A 15,083-nucleotide genomic window follows, 5' to 3' on the forward strand; every position below is an offset into this window, starting at 1 on the left:
ATTGGTCTATGTCAATTCGGTTCCTTCAGTTTTATAAAATGGAAATACAAAGTTGAACCGTGAATTGGTGGCTCTCACCTTGTAAGTAATGGTGATCAAAATCCTTCCTTCAAGTTCCCCGGTATCATTGAGCTCGATTTTTTCGACTTCAATCCTCGGCTCATGGTACAGGATCGAAGTTCTGATCAGGTCAATGATATAGGTTTTGAATGTGGTGGTAAGCGGTTCAAACACCAGTTCGTGGAGGTCACAACCATAGTCAGAGCGCATCACCCTTTCCCCTCTTTTGGTCGAAAGGAGAATTTCCAGGCTGCTTTGAATATCTGCCTCATCAGCTAACATCTTGGTTTTGCTCCCCTCACTGTCAAACTGTGGAGGGAAAGACCAGCCTGTACCTAGAAATGAGCGGTTTATGTTTTCCATTTTTTATCCTCCTATGATTACTGTGGGACATCCTATGACAATCACTCCTCCATGAGCTGTGGAATCTCCCATTCTGGCTGCGGGTTTTCCTCCGATCATTACTGTCCCCGAACCCGCAATGATCGTATCAGGCGGGCCCGCACATGTTGCCATATCTCCAAGTCTAGCCGCAGGAAGTCCCCCGATCAAAACAGTTGGCTCGCCCGCCGGCAAAATCGGTCCACCGACATGTGGCGTTCCTCCCGGCGTGAGCATCGGGCAAATATGCATATCTGTGATTCGAGCAGCTAAAGGCATAATTCATTAATTTATTTTGACCAGACTTCCTTTGATATTGACCATAGCTCCCTCAAGGTCAGCAGTGCCGCTGCTTTTTAAACTCAATCCTGCAGATGCTTCCAAACTGATATTCATATCTGCTTTGAGGGCAATCTCGGGAGCGGCAAAACTGATTTTGGTTCCTCCTTTTAAGGAAATTTCTTTTGGAGATTCCATTGAAATCCCATTGTCATCCATCACCATGACATTACCGATCGGATCTTCCACCTTAACAGTGCCTGCGGTATCGTCCATGGTAAATTTCCTTCCACCGGGAGTCTCTATGACGATGCTTTTGTCGCCTTCATGGATTGTAATTTTGATTTCTGACCTGGAGACATAGCCTTTTTTGTCATTGGAATTCTCAGGTTCCATGGGTGTAGGCTTGGCACTGCTGTGTACCATGCCCAAGACGATCGGATGGGAAGGGTCTTCATTGATAAAGCCAACAATAACTTCATCATCTATTTCCGGCCTGAAAAATGTGCCGCGGTTGTTCCCGGCATCCAAAGTCGCCACTCTGGCAAAAATCCCTTCGTCATTCATATTGACCATGGGAAGTCTGACTTTGACCCTGCCTTCACCCAAAGGATCCATGATATCTGTGACGACTCCGACCTGTAATCCCTGGATTCCTGAGAATTGTCCACTTCCCGAACTTGCCGAGTGTGAATTGAATTTTTCGGTATAAAAATCTTCATGCCAGCCTAAAGTCGCTTCTGTTTCCCAATTTCCGTTTCTTACTTGATGCTGAACCGCACTTACAAATGCTTTTCCGCTGAATTGTTCACCTACGCCATTTAACTCTATCCAATCGCCGGGATTAACTTCTGCATTTCCCATAAAGGTCACTTTACCCTTAATTTTGGAAAGTGCCTGTTTCTGTTTTTTTGCATCAGCCAAGGATTGCAAGGCTTCGTTTGAAAGTTTAACAGCAGTTTTGATTTCAAATTCCTGACCGTTGATTTCAGCCAAATCCGAAGTCTGCACATTTCCCGGAGATGCTCCCGTGAGGTCCGCCCCTTCTGATTCCAGAACAGATTGATTGGCATAATCCCATGAAAATGCTCTTACCGAAGTGGATTGGGTCCTTACATCTGTATCCATTTTCATAGAAATGATGTCTTCCCCATAGGTGAGTGATAGAACCGCTTCCTGCGATGAATCAGGTTTGAAAACAGAAAAAGTGCTTCCGTCCATTCTCAATACCATACCATTAGAGTCAATCCTGCAGAGAATATAATCCCAATCACTGACGTTGGCCTGAACCAATTGCTCTTGTTGGCTCCCAAAAGTTGGAATATCCAAATCGGTCAAACCGTTTTCCTGAAGGATATTCTCTACAATTTCATTGTCACGGAGTTCATTGAAATGTCTGCTTTTCTTTGAAACAGTCATTTTCACCGATTCATGCTTGCAGGTAATCTGGAGCAATGTCTGACTTCCACTGATCACATGGGAGTTTCCGATGATGATTCCTTTGAACACAGATTTGTCCTCGGTATTGTAGCCAAATTGGATATCAATGCTTTTTCCCAATGCAAACTCAGCGCTGTTTCCAATCAAAAAATCCGAATCCGAAGCCGAACCATCCACCACCCTGATTACTGCAAATGGTATTTTGTTCAGCTCCTTGTAGACAGTCATGTCAATGACCTGAATCCGACCGGATACTTCCTGATCAGTCGGCGCACCTGGACCGTTGCCCAATAGGATTTTTGAGGTCACAAGTTCATGTCGGTCTGTTGAGATCATTGTCTTGGTTTTATTTTGCTAATGGAGGAAAGAAAATCTTTGATCCGGTCTTGATATTTCTAAAACTGTCAAGGGAGTTGAAACCGGCAACATTGATATAATGGATGTCCCGTTCATAGATTTTTTCGGTGAGAAGGTCAATCCTGTCTGTACCTTTAAAAACCCGCTCATGGGTAATGTCTGGACTTTCCCTGTTTTCTTCCGCAGCTCTTTCCACGTCTGCGATACTCTCCGCAAACTGGCATTTTGCAATGGCTCTGATAGGTTTGCCATCGGGAGCAAAGACTTTGTATTCAATATCCATCTGCTTCAAGACACCTTTGAAGAGAAGTTCTCCCCAATGGATCTTCAAGTAATAAGGTCTGTGTTTATCAGACTGGTAATCAATGATTTTGTGCTTGAATGCTTCAATCTGCTCTGTGACATTGGCTGGCTTTTCAAAGGGATTGGCGATCCCGAGGCTCAATACCGACATGTCTTTGACTACTCCTGTCGCATCAAACAGAAAATCAAAATGGAAATCTCCGGGAAGAATCCTGTTGAATTTCATGTTGGCGCCTGAAGTGCCCGGAGCCTGAGTAGCGTCAAATTCAAACTTATACGAAACGTTATAAGTAGCAGGATTTACCAATGCACTGAACTTGTGATCAGGCACAGGATTTTTGAATTCTGCATCCGAATAGGCCTGTACGTAAAGTTTTTCGGCTTTTTGGCCAAGATCGATCATTACCTTTCAAGTTTTAGCTGTATCATTCTCAAGACTTCTTCTGTCACCTCTTTGATTAATTCCTGCTTCATCTGATTCATATCAGGTGGACTGGAATTTTGAGGAGTTGAATTCCCGCCGTTGTTTCCCACTGCGGCTCTGATCTGGAGTTCTTTGATTTCTATCGGCATAAGAGAAGGATTAAATTCCGACACTTCCTGAAGCGCTGATATTGCCAGCCATAGAAAGAGCAGAATCCAAGCTGATTATATTAAAATATTGGTAGCTCAGTGTGATTGACTCAATGACGATTGAACTTTGTTCCGCATTGAAATTCGAAACAGACCATTTTTTTGGAATGGCATTTACCACATACCAGGATTGGATGGGAATGTGCTGTTCGTTGAGCAGGCTGATGATGATGTTGACCGGTTCAAAGACAAAGTTTTCAAATGCGTTTTTGCACCACATCAATATTCCCGAACCAATGAACATGCCTCTTTTCAACACCAAATCGGAGTATCTTGCCCTTACTGGCAATTCCCATGTAAACCTGTTTTGGCCGCCTTCGATGACAGTTTCCATCATCATTTCCATATCAAGTCCACTGACTTCCTGAAACCTGAAATCATTTGGCGTTTGGGGAAACAGTTGGAATACAACTGAAAAATGGAAACCTACCGGTGGATATGAAAACATGGTTACTCGTTTATCATGGTGAGACCTTCATGTGCTATTTCCAGAGTTTCAATGGCCGTTTCATTGCCGGTAGCATTGAGGTCCGTAGATTGGACCTTGATGGGCCAGGCATTTTTTACCCGCCAAACGACTACCGGCGCATGGCTTTCATCCAACAAAGAAATGATCAGATCCCTTCTCTCTATGGTATTCAAAGCCACGGTATTCCACCATTGATAGAATTGGTTGTCGCCTTGGAAGGTGCCACGTTTCAGGGTAATGTTGGAGAAGCTTTGCATCCCCGGCATTTTGATTTTGGAATATTCGGGACTTGCGCCGTCTCTGTATTCAATTGGTTCGATGGTTACTTCAAGTCCGGTTACTTCTGTAAATCCGATTTTGGTTCCGCCCCAGTCAACCTGGAAATGGAACTTTGGAAGAGGATAATTGGCCATGATATTTTAGGTTAAATGATTTTAGAATTTTTTAAGTGAAAAGCCATTAGGATTCCTGCATCTTGTGAGAGAAGCGTAGGATGATGAATTCTGCAGGACGGACTGCAGCCATGCCGATTTCGACTATCAGCCTTCCTTCCAGGATGTCCTGTGCCGTCATCGTTTGTCCCAACCCGCATCGTACATAAAATGCATGCTCAGGTTTGGCTCCTGCCAAGGCCCCCTGTCTCCATAGTAGTGTCAGGTAGTTTTCAAGCATGGCCCGAAGCTTGACCCAAGTGTTCGCATCATTAGGTTCAAATACGAATTGCATAGTGGCTTTTTTGGATGATTCCTCAACCATGATAAAAAACCTCCTGACATTAACATATCTCCATTCGTTGTCATTTCCTGCCAATGTCCTCGCCCCCCACACCAAAAATCCTTTTCCTTGAAAAAATCTGATGGCATTGACTGATTTCCCGGAAGTTGGATCTATGTTCATACTGCCTTGCTCTGCTTCACTGATTTTGGCAGTCAAGTCATATACCGCGTTGAGAGAAACATTTGCAGGAGCTTTCCATACACCCCGGGACCCATCCACTTTGGCATAAACCCCCGCCATAGCAGAAGAAGGTGGCAATGTTGGGCTTAATTTTTCTCTGATTTTAGCCAATGCAAAATTATATATCGCAGTTTCGGTGTTGACCAAAGTTGATAATGCTACCGCTCCTGCTGCTGTTCCGTCAGTAGTGATGGTGACATCTACTTCAGCTTCATCGAATGCAAAATCAAAAGTTGTTTTTAGCGATGGATAATATACAGCTCCATAATTGAGGCTGTCATTTTTTGTAAATGCATCTCTGAAGTCGCTGATACTTGTGGTATTGTTGGTACCCGGAGTATGCACATCAAGGATGGTAAATCTGTCCTGAAGTTTGGCACATTGGTCAATGGCAGAAGAAACCAAGGTATAATAATCAGCTTCATTTAGTGTATTGACCGCATCAGGAAATACAAGAATAGTAGGTTCATCTTCCGCTTCACAAGCCAAGAGGCCATCATCATAATCCCCGGGATCTGCAGCTCCTGTGGTGTCTCCTATAGAAATAATGTAGCATGGTCCTCCTCCGTTGGTAAAATACATCCTGAGGTTATAATACATCGTATACTCCGATGGATCTGTGATGGTGGCATCACCTGTCATCGAAACCCTCACGCCACTATTGGTGGTGATATCGACGGTTACAGCTATGCCTTGTTCATTTTCAGCTTTCCCAAAGTAATTTTCATATTCTTTGAGGGAAAAAATTTTGGTGGGAACATTCAGAAGGGATTCCCCGATTTCATTAATAGCAATCTGAGTATAGCCGATAAATGCCGGAATAGCGGTTTCGACTTGGGCTACTGAAGGAGGAAAGAGAGGGATTTCATTGATATAGACTCCCGGTGTCTTAATGGCGGATTCATTGATTTGTGACATTGGATAATGGTTTTATGGTTTCTTGATTTTTTCAGTTGTTTAAATGAATGGTGAACAAGTGTTCATTTTCATTACCATTTGCAGCAGTATAAAATAGAGATTGGGAAGGTACATCCGTAAATAATCGATGGGTGCTCGAGCCTTCAGTCACAAGGTCAATGACACCAAAACTTCCACTTAGATTGATTGTAGCAGTGGTCCAGGTTCCGGGATTGCCGGGAGTAAAAATCCGGACAGTATCCCTAGAAGTGAGCGTTCCTAAAGTAGCCCCTGAAAGTGACATGGAATTGGCAGATGCCCTGACATTTATCCGAAACCGGAATAGGTTTTCTTTGCCATGGTTTGCGGGAACCTGTGTTTGGTCTTTTAAGGAATTCTTGATTTCGAATAAAAATCGCGCACTGAAACCATTTGGGAGCCTAAAATAAGGAGTATCTTCAGCCGAATTGATTCTGATAAAACACAGCAACATGTCCTGTCTGATTCTGAAATGGATGTCATGTTTTTTGAAAAGTGATTTTGTAAGAAGGTCTGGTTCGATGCTGATGAAGTCTGTGAGAATACCTCCATTGGCAGCGGAAAAAGGGAATGCTTCATGGGCAAACCGGATAGAAAATAACTTTTCGAACTTCCAAAGAATCCTGTCCATAGTCAGCGTGGGATATTGTTGAACTGAGCATCGATTGATTTGACAAGTGGGATTTCCATACCCTCCTCCAAGCTGTCTATGTAAGCAAGCCTCATTTTATACACCACGGAAGGGATATATTTTCCCCCCATGATTCCCCATAATTGATTCAACTCCTCAAAATTTGTATAATGGAGGTCAAAAAGGATTTTATCCAAACCAAAATCGGGAAGAGTAGGGATTTCCGAGACTGTGAAAATTGAGTTTCTCTGGAAGAAAGCAATGACCTGGGAAATCCTTTGTAGACCGATATTATACTGTTCTTTGTTGGCCCCAATCAGCAGGTAGATATTTAGAAAAATTCCGGGATTCCGGGCCACTCCTCTTGGGAGTCCCGAATTATCGAAAATCTGCCTGTTGGCAGCCATATTCCTCAGTGTACTTTCTTGTTGGATATTCACCACGGATACTACCACGCGGTCAGTAATATTGCTTTCGCTTCCGGCCTGGGCAGAATCCACCATGGACAGATTACCAAGCATCACATCAGGTTCTGCAGTGCCGATATGGGCATTCAACAAAACAATTACCGTATTTAAAACCTGGTCTATCATGTTGCGAGATAAAATGTCAAAAATGAATCAAAACAATATCTTGGGGAAAAATCGATTGATCTAAAACCCCAAGATGGTGTGGTTATTCAAAGTTGACTATTAAAACCCGCAAAAAAATCCATGAAAATATGGATTTTAAAAAGTCATGGAATTCATGGATATGGGATAGATGTTTCTTGCGACCGCTTCCCTGACTAATCCGGCAGTATTGCGCACTCCCATTTTTTGAATCAGGTGGAGGCGATGGGTCTCTACGGTACAAAAACTTATGAAAAGTTTATTTGCGATTTCCTGTGTAGTGTATTCTTCTACGATTAGCTGCAGTATTTCCTTTTCTCTTTTTGTCAAAGGGTGTTTCGCCGGAACAGCGGGTACAATGTCTAGAATATTTTGGGTTAAAAAATGCCGGAGTTTTGGATCAATATAAATCCGCCCTTTAATACTTTGACTGATTGCTTCTTTGATATTTTTTGTATTGCAATGCGGAAGAAAATACCCTGAAATTCCTGCCTTTAGAAAATTTTTGACTATCAGGGGATCTTTGTTGTCACAAAACACGAAATTTTTTGATTCAGGAAATTTTTTATTGAATTGGTGACAGATTTTCAAAGCAGGTTTTATTTCGTTTGTTACATCCATCCATAAAAAATCCGGTTTTTCACTTTTGTTAAAATCCATTGTTGAAGATTCACCAAAGGTCAATAAAACCACCTTTGTCCTTTCAAAATTTTCCAACACCTGATTAAGTCCTTTGGAAAGCAATGTGTTGTTGCCGATGATGCAGTGATTTTCCATTGTCGTCTGCTTTTTAAAAGTGAGAATATCCTAAAATTTCAAAGCCTATTTAGAGTAGGTTGTTTTGGAATGGCATTTGAAATTCAAAACCAAACACGAGAATAATTTGATTCGGAATGTTCAATGCATGATAGAAACAGGGATTATAAACATAGCAATAAAAAATCGATTATTTACAATTGAAAAAGTGATAATAATAGAATTAAAAAAATAAAAATTATTTAATTATCAAGATAAAAAACTAGTTATTTTTTTTGAGAAAGTAATTTGTCCCTTGCTTTTCATATTGCTGAGAGAGAATCGGAATACTTTTCAAAAGTTCGGCAAAAACACCATCCTCGTCAATGACTATTTCCGGCTTTTCCTCTAGAAAGTTGTTATATACCTCCACCGTATTTTCCAAGTCCTCCTGATTCTGGATGATATTTTTTGATAAGCGATAATGAAGGTAGGGTGTGGCCAAAGAGGATTCATGATAATATCCCAAATCTTCCCCGAGAACAAGAATCCTTTTTCCTTTAGAAATCTGGTGTTTATCTTCGATTTTTACAGCATAAGTATCGATTTTACCCGTATTGATTTGCATCAAAGTCCATACAATGCCAATGGCAGGAAGTCCAAAGATGAATATTGCTGTAAGCACTTGGATGGCAATTCCTTTCTTATATACCACCAAAAGAAGTGAAATGAAATAGGCCAAAGCAGGCAAGATGACGATAAATTGGTAAGGTGTGCGCCTGTTGGTCAACAGAAGAGAGGAAACCGCAAAAATGGAAAAGATAAGATTCAGCTGAAGCTGCTTCTGTTGGTTGACTGTCTGGGATTTTACAATAAAACCTACAAAAAAGCCCAGCACTGAAAAGAATAAGGGCAATGCGAAAAGCAAAGCCAAATCTCGGTAGGAAACATGGGCATAGCTTTCGATAAGTCTGGGTGCAATGGTAAACTCGAAAAAGAAGGCCTCAAAACCATCAATCCAAAAGTAGTACAAGGCACAGAATACCAGTGGCATGGCGTATGCAATCAAAGAAACGATAATCTGCTGGAAGGAAAAACCACTGACTATTATGCCCGAAACCAACAAGAAGGGGAGAAATGTAGCCAAAGGGAAATGAAAACAAGCGGCAATACCCCCAAAAATACCTACCAACAATACCGCATCCGAACCCTCTTTTTGTAATACTGTCTGTGAAAACAACTGTCCCAAAGCAAGCACGATAAAGGTACTTCCCATCAATGCGGGCGAAAGCGTCACCAGGTCGAAAGAAACATAAAACAAAACCGTCATCACAAATGCCGGTATATAGGTATTGTCTTCAAATGATTTGTACCTGATAAACAGGTAATTGACATACACTACCTGGAAAAGGACAAAAAAAGCTGCAATAACTTTATAAGAAAGTAAAGATTTGCCAAATAAGAGGTACACTACCCAATAGACTCCTGCTGATAAAGGTCCAGTATCGTCAATGATATCAATATACATATGCTTGCCTTCGGCCATTCTTTCACCCAAAAGCATCCAGATCATCTCAGGCTGAAGGATAGGAATATCCACTATCCAGATATAGACTGCACTCATCAGCAGCATAATCCCCAAAATGGCGATTAACCTAAACGGATCGTTGATTCTAAAAAAACTTAACAAACTGAGGCTATTTCTAAGGATTGGACAAACTGCAGGGTCGAAATTAAGTGTTCCGCATTTAATTCACTAAATTTGTCACAATAATTAGAGATATGGAAAGTAAAAGACAACAGAAATTCAATAAACTTATCCAAAAGGAATTGGGTGGAATTTTTCAAAAAGAAGCAAAGCATATTATCGGATCTGCCTTCATCACAGTTTCGAGGGTGATTATCAGTCCTGACCTGAGTGTGGCGAGAATATACCTCAGTTTTTTGGTAGACAAGGACGGCGCTGTTTTTGAAATATTAAATGATAAAAAAAGCGAAATCAGAAAACATCTGGGAAATAGAATCGGCAAATCGGTGAGGATTGTTCCTGAACTGGCTTTCTTTATAGATGATTCCGCTACTTATGCCCAGCATATGGATAAGGTCATAGGAGACCTGAATATACCTGAGGCCACAGATGAGGATGAAGAAGAATAATTAACTTTTCACGATCCTTGAACCTCTCCTTTTTTATAGCCTATCGTTATTTCCGTAGTAAAAAGAAACGGAACTTTATCACAGTGCTTTCCCGCATTTCGATGATCGGGGTGGCTGTGGGAACCATGGCCTTGGTGATCGTTTTGTCCGTTTTCAATGGTTTGGAAGACCTGGTCAGAGGTTTGTATGCCTCTTTTGATGCAGAACTGAAGATTGAATCCAAGATGGGCAAATCATTTTTAGCCGAAACGGAATGGCTCGAATCCATTTCCGAAATTGAAGGGGTGGAAGTTTTGACAGAAGTGATTGAAGACAATGCCCTATTCAAATACCGCGATTACCAGCACCTTGCACGCTTAAAGGGCGTCTCCGAAAATTACATGCAGCAGGGAAGGTTTGAAAAAGGCTTTACTTGGGGAAATCTTAGCTTAGGCACCGAAAACCAGCCAAAGGCGATCATGGGTCGGGGAGTCGGGTTCTTTCTTTCTGTCGACCTCGACAATGATCTGGATTTGCTTCAGGTCTTTTATCCCAAAGCCCCAAGAAGTGCAGGTTCCATTGACCCAAGTCAGTTGTATAATAAAGGAATTCTAAAGCCGGGTGCTTTTTTTAGTGTGGAGAAGGAATTTGATGATAATTATATCCTAGCGCCCATTGGATTCGTCAGCAAGTTGCTCAATTATGGTCAAAAGAGAACTGCCCTTGAGGTGAAAGTCAAAGAGGGCGCAAACATTCAAGATGTCAAAGCCAGGTTGATTTCATACTTGGGAGAGGAATTTACGGTCAAAGATACCGATGAACAGCATGCCCAAATCCTCCGGACGATCAAGATTGAAAAGCTTTTTGTCTTTTTGACCCTGAGTTTCATTTTGGCTGTGGCTTCCTTCAACATCTTTTTTTCCTTGTCTATGCTTGCAATAGAAAAGAAGAAAGACAATGCCATATTGTTTGCGATGGGTGCCAAAGAAAGTCTCATCCAAAAAATCTATCTCAAGCAAGGAGCTATTATAGGATTGAGTGGAGCGGTCATCGGCTTGGTTTTAGGATTTTTGATCTGTTGGATTCAAGATAGATTTGGCATTGTCACTTTAGGGATATCCTCTTCGATTGTGGACGCATATCCTGTCAAGATGATTTGGTCCGATTTTCTTTGGACGAGTATTTCGGTTTTTGCAATTACTTTTTTCGCCTCATTCCGCCCTGCGTTTATTGCCTCGAAGGTCACGCCAACGGACCTTTGATGGAATGTAGTAAGTACAATTTAAATTGGGAATTAAGATTTACGAATAACGAGCTCGATTCTTTGCTCCCTCCAACTCCGTAGACTCTGTTCAATCTTCGGTAAAAAATTCCGATTGTTAAAAAAATAAAAAAGCTGTGAATACATGCTCACAGCTTTAGTCAATTAACAATAAACCCAAAATAACCAGCTGTAGGAGAAGGATTCGAACCTCCACAAGGCAGTTAGGCGAAACACGAGCTCCATGTTTGCTTTATCCTGAGATCCTTACCCCCGAGAAAGGAGGGCTTGTCTGCCAGTTTCAACACCCTACAATATAAAGTTTTCAATTTTTTGAGTGCCTTTTGCCCTCATTCTTATTTTGTGATCTATGCTGTAGGAGAAGGATTCGAACCTCCACAGGGCAGTTAGGCAAAACACGAGCTCCATGTTTGCTTTATGCTGGGATCCCTACCCCCGAGACCGGAGGGCTTGTCTGCCAATTTCAACACCCTACAATGTGTAAGAAGACCATTTGTCTTTCTTGATGATTCAAAGTTAGTAAAACATCCATTAGATTAAAATTAATTCAATAAAATAGCTAAAAAAATACATTATATTTAATAATGTACCATTAATGTTAATGATATGGAAAAATATCAATCAAGATTTATTTGGATGTTAAAAAATCGGCAATCAAAATTTGGTATGAAATTCTGGTTCCAAATGTTAAATTGAAATTCTTTCAACCTTTTCGGATCCTTAACCACACGAATTATATGAAATATTTCCTTTTGGCAGCTTTTGTTCTTGCCTTTACTGTTCAGGTTTCGGCCCAAAATGAGAAAAAGGACCCGACTTTTGAAGAAGTTATCTCTCTTAGAAGTGTTGGTGCAGTGGTCATGTCTCCAAATGGAGACCTTGTAGCTTTTACCCAACAGGCTTCTGACTGGAAAGAAAATCGGTTTGATACAGAGATATGGCTGGTCAAAAACGGTAGTGACCCCTTTCAGGTTACCAACAATCCTAAAAACAGCAGTTTTGCACCGGCATTCTCTCCCGATGGCAAGTGGCTGGCTTTTTTGGCTGACAAAGGAAATAAAACGCAAATCCATGCGATCCGATTAAATGGTGGAGAGTCCATCGTAATCACAGAAGAAGAGGAAGGAATAAGTGCATTTCAATGGCATCCTGACGGAAAAAGGATGATTTTTGCGAAAAGGGAAAAGGATGATCCCTCCAAAAAGAAAATCGAAAGCAGGTACGGTGGTTTCTTTATGGATGACAAAGATTATTCCTTGACGCATTTATGGGAAATCGCTTTTGATCCAAACCAGCCCAATCCATCTGAGTTACCTTGCTATGAATCGGCCGATTCTCTCAAAACTGCAAATGGATGTATCACGAGAGCCAAGCCAAAAAGACTGACTGAAGGGGATTTTAATGTAAACGGTTTCAAAGTCTCTCCTGATGGAAAAATGGTTGCATTTAATCATCAGCCCAATCCCCTGATCAATTCATTTGCTAAATCTGATATTTCAATTTTGGACCTGGAAAGTGGACAAAGTCAGATTTTGGTCCAAAATCCAAGTGCTGATAGCTTTCAGGACTGGTCACCGGATTCCAAACAATTGCTGTACACAAGCTATGTGGATGATACTGTTTCAAATTTTTATACCAATTCGAAAATTTTTGTCATTGATGTGGGATCCAAAAATAGCAGGCAGATTGCATCAAATCTTGATGAAAATCCATCAGGATTGACTTGGAATCCCAAAGGGATTTACGGACTTTTTTGGCAAAAGACCCAGAGACATCTCTATAGGATTGAACCCAAAGACGGTACCTTCACGATCTTGAAAGGATTTCCGGAAATGGTGACAGGGGTTTCTTTTTCCCAAACAGGAGAAAAACTGGCTATCAATGCCCGCAACGGAAACCAACTCAATGAAATCTGGGTAAGCAACGTCCAAAAACCTGCTGCAAAAAAAGTCACCAACCTGACAAAGCAGATTGAAAATTGGAAGGTGTCCCAAAGCGAAGTGGTGGTCTGGAGAAGCAAAGACGGAGCCCTGATAGAAGGTGTCTTGCACAAACCTGTAGACTACGATCCTACCAAAAAATATCCTTTGATGGTGGTGATTCATGGCGGTCCAACGGGGATAGATACCCCTTCTCCAGTTCCGGGCTATGTCTATCCGATAGTGCAGTGGCTGAACAAAGGCTGTCTTGTCCTCCAACCCAATTACCGTGGATCAGCCGGATACGGCGAGGCATTTAGATCTCTCAATGTTGAAAATCTCGGCGTGGGAGATGCTTGGGATGTCCTGAGTGGGGTAGATAATCTCAGCGCAAGCAACCTGATTGACACGACTAGAATGGGGGTTATGGGTTGGAGTCAGGGAGGCTATATTTCGGCATTTTTGACTACCAATACTGACAGGTTCAAAGCAGTAAGTGTCGGTGCCGGGATTTCCAATTGGATGACCTACTATGTCAACACGGATATCCATCCATTTACCATCCAATATCTCAAAGCCAATCCTTGGGACAATGAGGAAATTTACCGCAAAACTTCCCCCATGACCAACATCAAAAACGCAAAAACCCCTACATTGATCCAACATGGGGAGTTTGACCAGAGGGTTCCGATTCCAAATGCCTATGAATTACTTCAGGGATTAAGGGATCAAAATGTGCCTGCAGAATTGGTGGTGTACAAAGGTTTTGGACATGGCATCACCAAGCCCAAGGAAAGGTTGGCCGCCACTTGGCACAACTGGCAATGGTTTGCAAAATATGTATGGGGAGAAGAAGTCGAATTACCGACAGGAGAGAGCAAATAACCTTATACAAAAAACCAATCCATCAATTTCTTTTGAATCCCATAATTAGCTTAACAATCTCAAATTAACCGATGATATGAATCATATATTGAAAAGAACTGGCATTCTTGTAGTGATGGTTTCCTCCGTATTGGTGACAATTGCTTCATGGAAGTTTTTCGAGCAAGAAGCTTTTATTCCCTATTCCCAAAAGATTCCTGATTCGGGTCAAAGTTTTGGAATGGTACCGATTCAAGGAGGTAAATTCATGATGGGAAGTGAGGGAACGACGCCGGATGAAAGTCCGGTCCATGAAGTAGAAATTTCTCCCTTTTGGATGGGAACGCATGAGATTACCTGGGATATTTTTGAACTCTTTTTGGACAAAAATTATGAGGTCGCCATTGCAGAAAAAGCCCTACCTGCACAGGTAGACGGTCTTAGCAGACCGAGTATCCCGTATCTTGACATGACAGCCGGGATGGGCAAAGAGGGCAAGCCGGCCATCGGAATGACCAATTACGGTGCGATTCAATTTTGTAAATGGCTGTATCTCAAGACGGGGATTTTCTATAGACTGCCTACCGAGGCAGAATGGGAATATGCCGCAAGGGCAGGTTCAAAAAGCAGGTATTTTTTTGGAGAGGATGAAAAACTCTTGGATCAATACGCTTGGTACGCTGCCAACAGCGGAAACATTACCCACAATATTGGGCAGAAAAAGCCAAATCCTTGGGGATTGTACGATATTCTTGGCAATGTAATGGAATGGACCTCAGACCAATATGCAGCGGATACCTACCAGAGCAGGAAGGATAAGCAAGTGAAAGATCCTACCATTGAAATCAAAAAACTATATCCCGGAGCGATTCGCGGCGGACATTACAACAGTCCTGCTACAGACCTGCGCACCGCCAAAAGAACGGCATCAAAGGCAGAATGGAAGAGGATAGATCCACAGATTCCCAAAAGCCAATGGTGGTTTCCTGAAGCCCCTTTCCTTGGTTTGAGGGTTGTTAGACCGCTCAACCCGCCAAGTCAAGCAGAGATTATGGCCTACTATGACAGGGCTCCGATTACAGATTATTAA

General features: G+C 41.9%; 16 protein-coding genes. 4 read left to right on the top strand and 12 right to left on the bottom strand.

Annotated features, from left to right (window positions below):
- Window positions 1-6: 6 nt before the first annotated feature.
- The 12 genes from NK987_RS14365 to NK987_RS14420 all read right to left on the bottom strand — a co-directional run bounded on the left by NK987_RS14365 (window position 7) and on the right by NK987_RS14420 (window position 9,482).
- Complete coding sequence (locus NK987_RS14365; protein WP_259264412.1) at window positions 7-423, bottom strand: GPW/gp25 family protein; 417 nt, start codon at window positions 421-423, stop codon at window positions 7-9.
- Between the two features lie 3 nt (window positions 424-426).
- A complete protein-coding gene (locus NK987_RS14370) occupies window positions 427-720 on the bottom strand; it encodes a PAAR domain-containing protein (protein WP_259264413.1) in 294 nt (97 codons plus the stop codon).
- Between the two features lie 6 nt (window positions 721-726).
- Window positions 727-2,496, bottom strand: coding sequence for a type VI secretion system tip protein VgrG (gene vgrG, locus NK987_RS14375; protein ID WP_259264414.1), 1,770 nt, complete (start codon window positions 2,494-2,496; stop codon window positions 727-729).
- A gap of 10 nt (window positions 2,497-2,506) precedes the next feature.
- Window positions 2,507-3,223 (bottom strand): CIS tube protein, encoded by a 717-nt coding sequence (locus tag NK987_RS14380; protein ID WP_259264415.1) that lies wholly within the window; start codon window positions 3,221-3,223, stop codon window positions 2,507-2,509.
- Window positions 3,223-3,393 carry a DUF5908 family protein gene (locus NK987_RS14385; protein WP_259264416.1) on the bottom strand — a complete coding sequence of 57 codons (171 nt, stop codon included), beginning with the start codon at window positions 3,391-3,393 and terminating at the stop codon, window positions 3,223-3,225. Before NK987_RS14385 ends, NK987_RS14380 begins: the two co-directional genes overlap by 1 nt.
- Window positions 3,394-3,403: 10 nt before the next feature.
- Window positions 3,404-3,901 carry a phage tail protein gene (locus NK987_RS14390; RefSeq protein ID WP_259264417.1) on the bottom strand — a complete coding sequence of 166 codons (498 nt, stop codon included), beginning with the start codon at window positions 3,899-3,901 and terminating at the stop codon, window positions 3,404-3,406.
- Between the two features lie 2 nt (window positions 3,902-3,903).
- Window positions 3,904-4,335, bottom strand: a complete 432-nt coding sequence (locus tag NK987_RS14395) for a phage tail protein (RefSeq protein ID WP_258422468.1) — start codon at window positions 4,333-4,335, stop codon at window positions 3,904-3,906.
- 46 nt (window positions 4,336-4,381) lie between these two features.
- Window positions 4,382-5,797, bottom strand: a complete 1,416-nt coding sequence (locus NK987_RS14400) for a phage tail sheath family protein (protein WP_258422469.1) — start codon at window positions 5,795-5,797, stop codon at window positions 4,382-4,384.
- Window positions 5,798-5,828: 31 nt separating this feature from the next.
- Entirely contained in the window at window positions 5,829-6,446 is a 618-nt protein-coding gene (locus NK987_RS14405) for a hypothetical protein (protein WP_258422470.1), read from the bottom strand.
- Between the two features lie 2 nt (window positions 6,447-6,448).
- Window positions 6,449-7,039, bottom strand: coding sequence for a Pvc16 family protein (locus NK987_RS14410; RefSeq protein ID WP_258422471.1), 591 nt, complete (start codon window positions 7,037-7,039; stop codon window positions 6,449-6,451).
- A gap of 135 nt (window positions 7,040-7,174) precedes the next feature.
- The gene (locus tag NK987_RS21430) at window positions 7,175-7,834 is read right to left on the bottom strand and encodes a response regulator transcription factor (RefSeq protein ID WP_275982547.1); all 660 of its coding nucleotides are present in this window, start codon (window positions 7,832-7,834) and stop codon (window positions 7,175-7,177) included.
- Between the two features lie 241 nt (window positions 7,835-8,075).
- Window positions 8,076-9,482, bottom strand: a complete 1,407-nt coding sequence (locus NK987_RS14420; protein WP_258422472.1) for a hypothetical protein — start codon at window positions 9,480-9,482, stop codon at window positions 8,076-8,078.
- 92 nt (window positions 9,483-9,574) lie between these two features.
- Here NK987_RS14420 and rbfA point away from each other — a divergent pair, with 92 nt between their 5' ends.
- From rbfA to NK987_RS14440, 4 genes are all read left to right on the top strand, one after another.
- Window positions 9,575-9,949, top strand: coding sequence for a 30S ribosome-binding factor RbfA (gene rbfA, locus NK987_RS14425; protein ID WP_259264418.1), 375 nt, complete (start codon window positions 9,575-9,577; stop codon window positions 9,947-9,949).
- Window positions 9,950-9,966: 17 nt separating this feature from the next.
- Entirely contained in the window at window positions 9,967-11,190 is a 1,224-nt protein-coding gene (locus tag NK987_RS14430; protein ID WP_258422474.1) for an FtsX-like permease family protein, read from the top strand.
- 757 nt (window positions 11,191-11,947) lie between these two features.
- Window positions 11,948-14,014, top strand: a complete 2,067-nt coding sequence (locus NK987_RS14435) for a S9 family peptidase (RefSeq protein WP_259264419.1) — start codon at window positions 11,948-11,950, stop codon at window positions 14,012-14,014.
- A gap of 76 nt (window positions 14,015-14,090) precedes the next feature.
- On the top strand, window positions 14,091-15,083 hold the full coding sequence (locus tag NK987_RS14440; protein WP_259264420.1) for a formylglycine-generating enzyme family protein: 993 nt from the start codon (window positions 14,091-14,093) through the stop codon (window positions 15,081-15,083).

Source organism: Aquiflexum gelatinilyticum (genome assembly GCF_024813435.1).
Classification (GTDB): Bacteria; Bacteroidota; Bacteroidia; order Cytophagales; family Cyclobacteriaceae; genus Cognataquiflexum; species Cognataquiflexum gelatinilyticum.

Bases quoted from the DNA above. Each gene is read 5' to 3' on its own strand.
- NK987_RS14370 (WP_259264413.1), bottom strand. From the start codon at position 720: ATGCCTTTAGCTGCTCGAATCACAGATATGCATATTTGCCCGATGCTC.
- vgrG (WP_259264414.1), bottom strand. From the start codon at position 2,496: ATGATCTCAACAGACCGACATGAACTTGTGACCTCAAAAATCCTATTG.
- NK987_RS14385 (WP_259264416.1), bottom strand. From the start codon at position 3,393: ATGCCGATAGAAATCAAAGAACTCCAGATCAGAGCCGCAGTGGGAAAC.
- NK987_RS14390 (WP_259264417.1), bottom strand. From the start codon at position 3,901: ATGTTTTCATATCCACCGGTAGGTTTCCATTTTTCAGTTGTATTCCAA.
- NK987_RS14400 (WP_258422469.1), bottom strand. From the start codon at position 5,797: ATGTCACAAATCAATGAATCCGCCATTAAGACACCGGGAGTCTATATC.
- NK987_RS14365 (WP_259264412.1), bottom strand. From the start codon at position 423: ATGGAAAACATAAACCGCTCATTTCTAGGTACAGGCTGGTCTTTCCCT.
- rbfA (WP_259264418.1), top strand. From the start codon at position 9,575: ATGGAAAGTAAAAGACAACAGAAATTCAATAAACTTATCCAAAAGGAA.
- NK987_RS14440 (WP_259264420.1), top strand. From the start codon at position 14,091: ATGAATCATATATTGAAAAGAACTGGCATTCTTGTAGTGATGGTTTCC.
- NK987_RS14435 (WP_259264419.1), top strand. From the start codon at position 11,948: ATGAAATATTTCCTTTTGGCAGCTTTTGTTCTTGCCTTTACTGTTCAG.
- NK987_RS14405 (WP_258422470.1), bottom strand. From the start codon at position 6,446: ATGGACAGGATTCTTTGGAAGTTCGAAAAGTTATTTTCTATCCGGTTT.
- NK987_RS14395 (WP_258422468.1), bottom strand. From the start codon at position 4,335: ATGGCCAATTATCCTCTTCCAAAGTTCCATTTCCAGGTTGACTGGGGC.
- NK987_RS14410 (WP_258422471.1), bottom strand. From the start codon at position 7,039: ATGATAGACCAGGTTTTAAATACGGTAATTGTTTTGTTGAATGCCCAT.
- NK987_RS21430 (WP_275982547.1), bottom strand. From the start codon at position 7,834: ATGGAAAATCACTGCATCATCGGCAACAACACATTGCTTTCCAAAGGA.
- NK987_RS14380 (WP_259264415.1), bottom strand. From the start codon at position 3,223: ATGATCGATCTTGGCCAAAAAGCCGAAAAACTTTACGTACAGGCCTAT.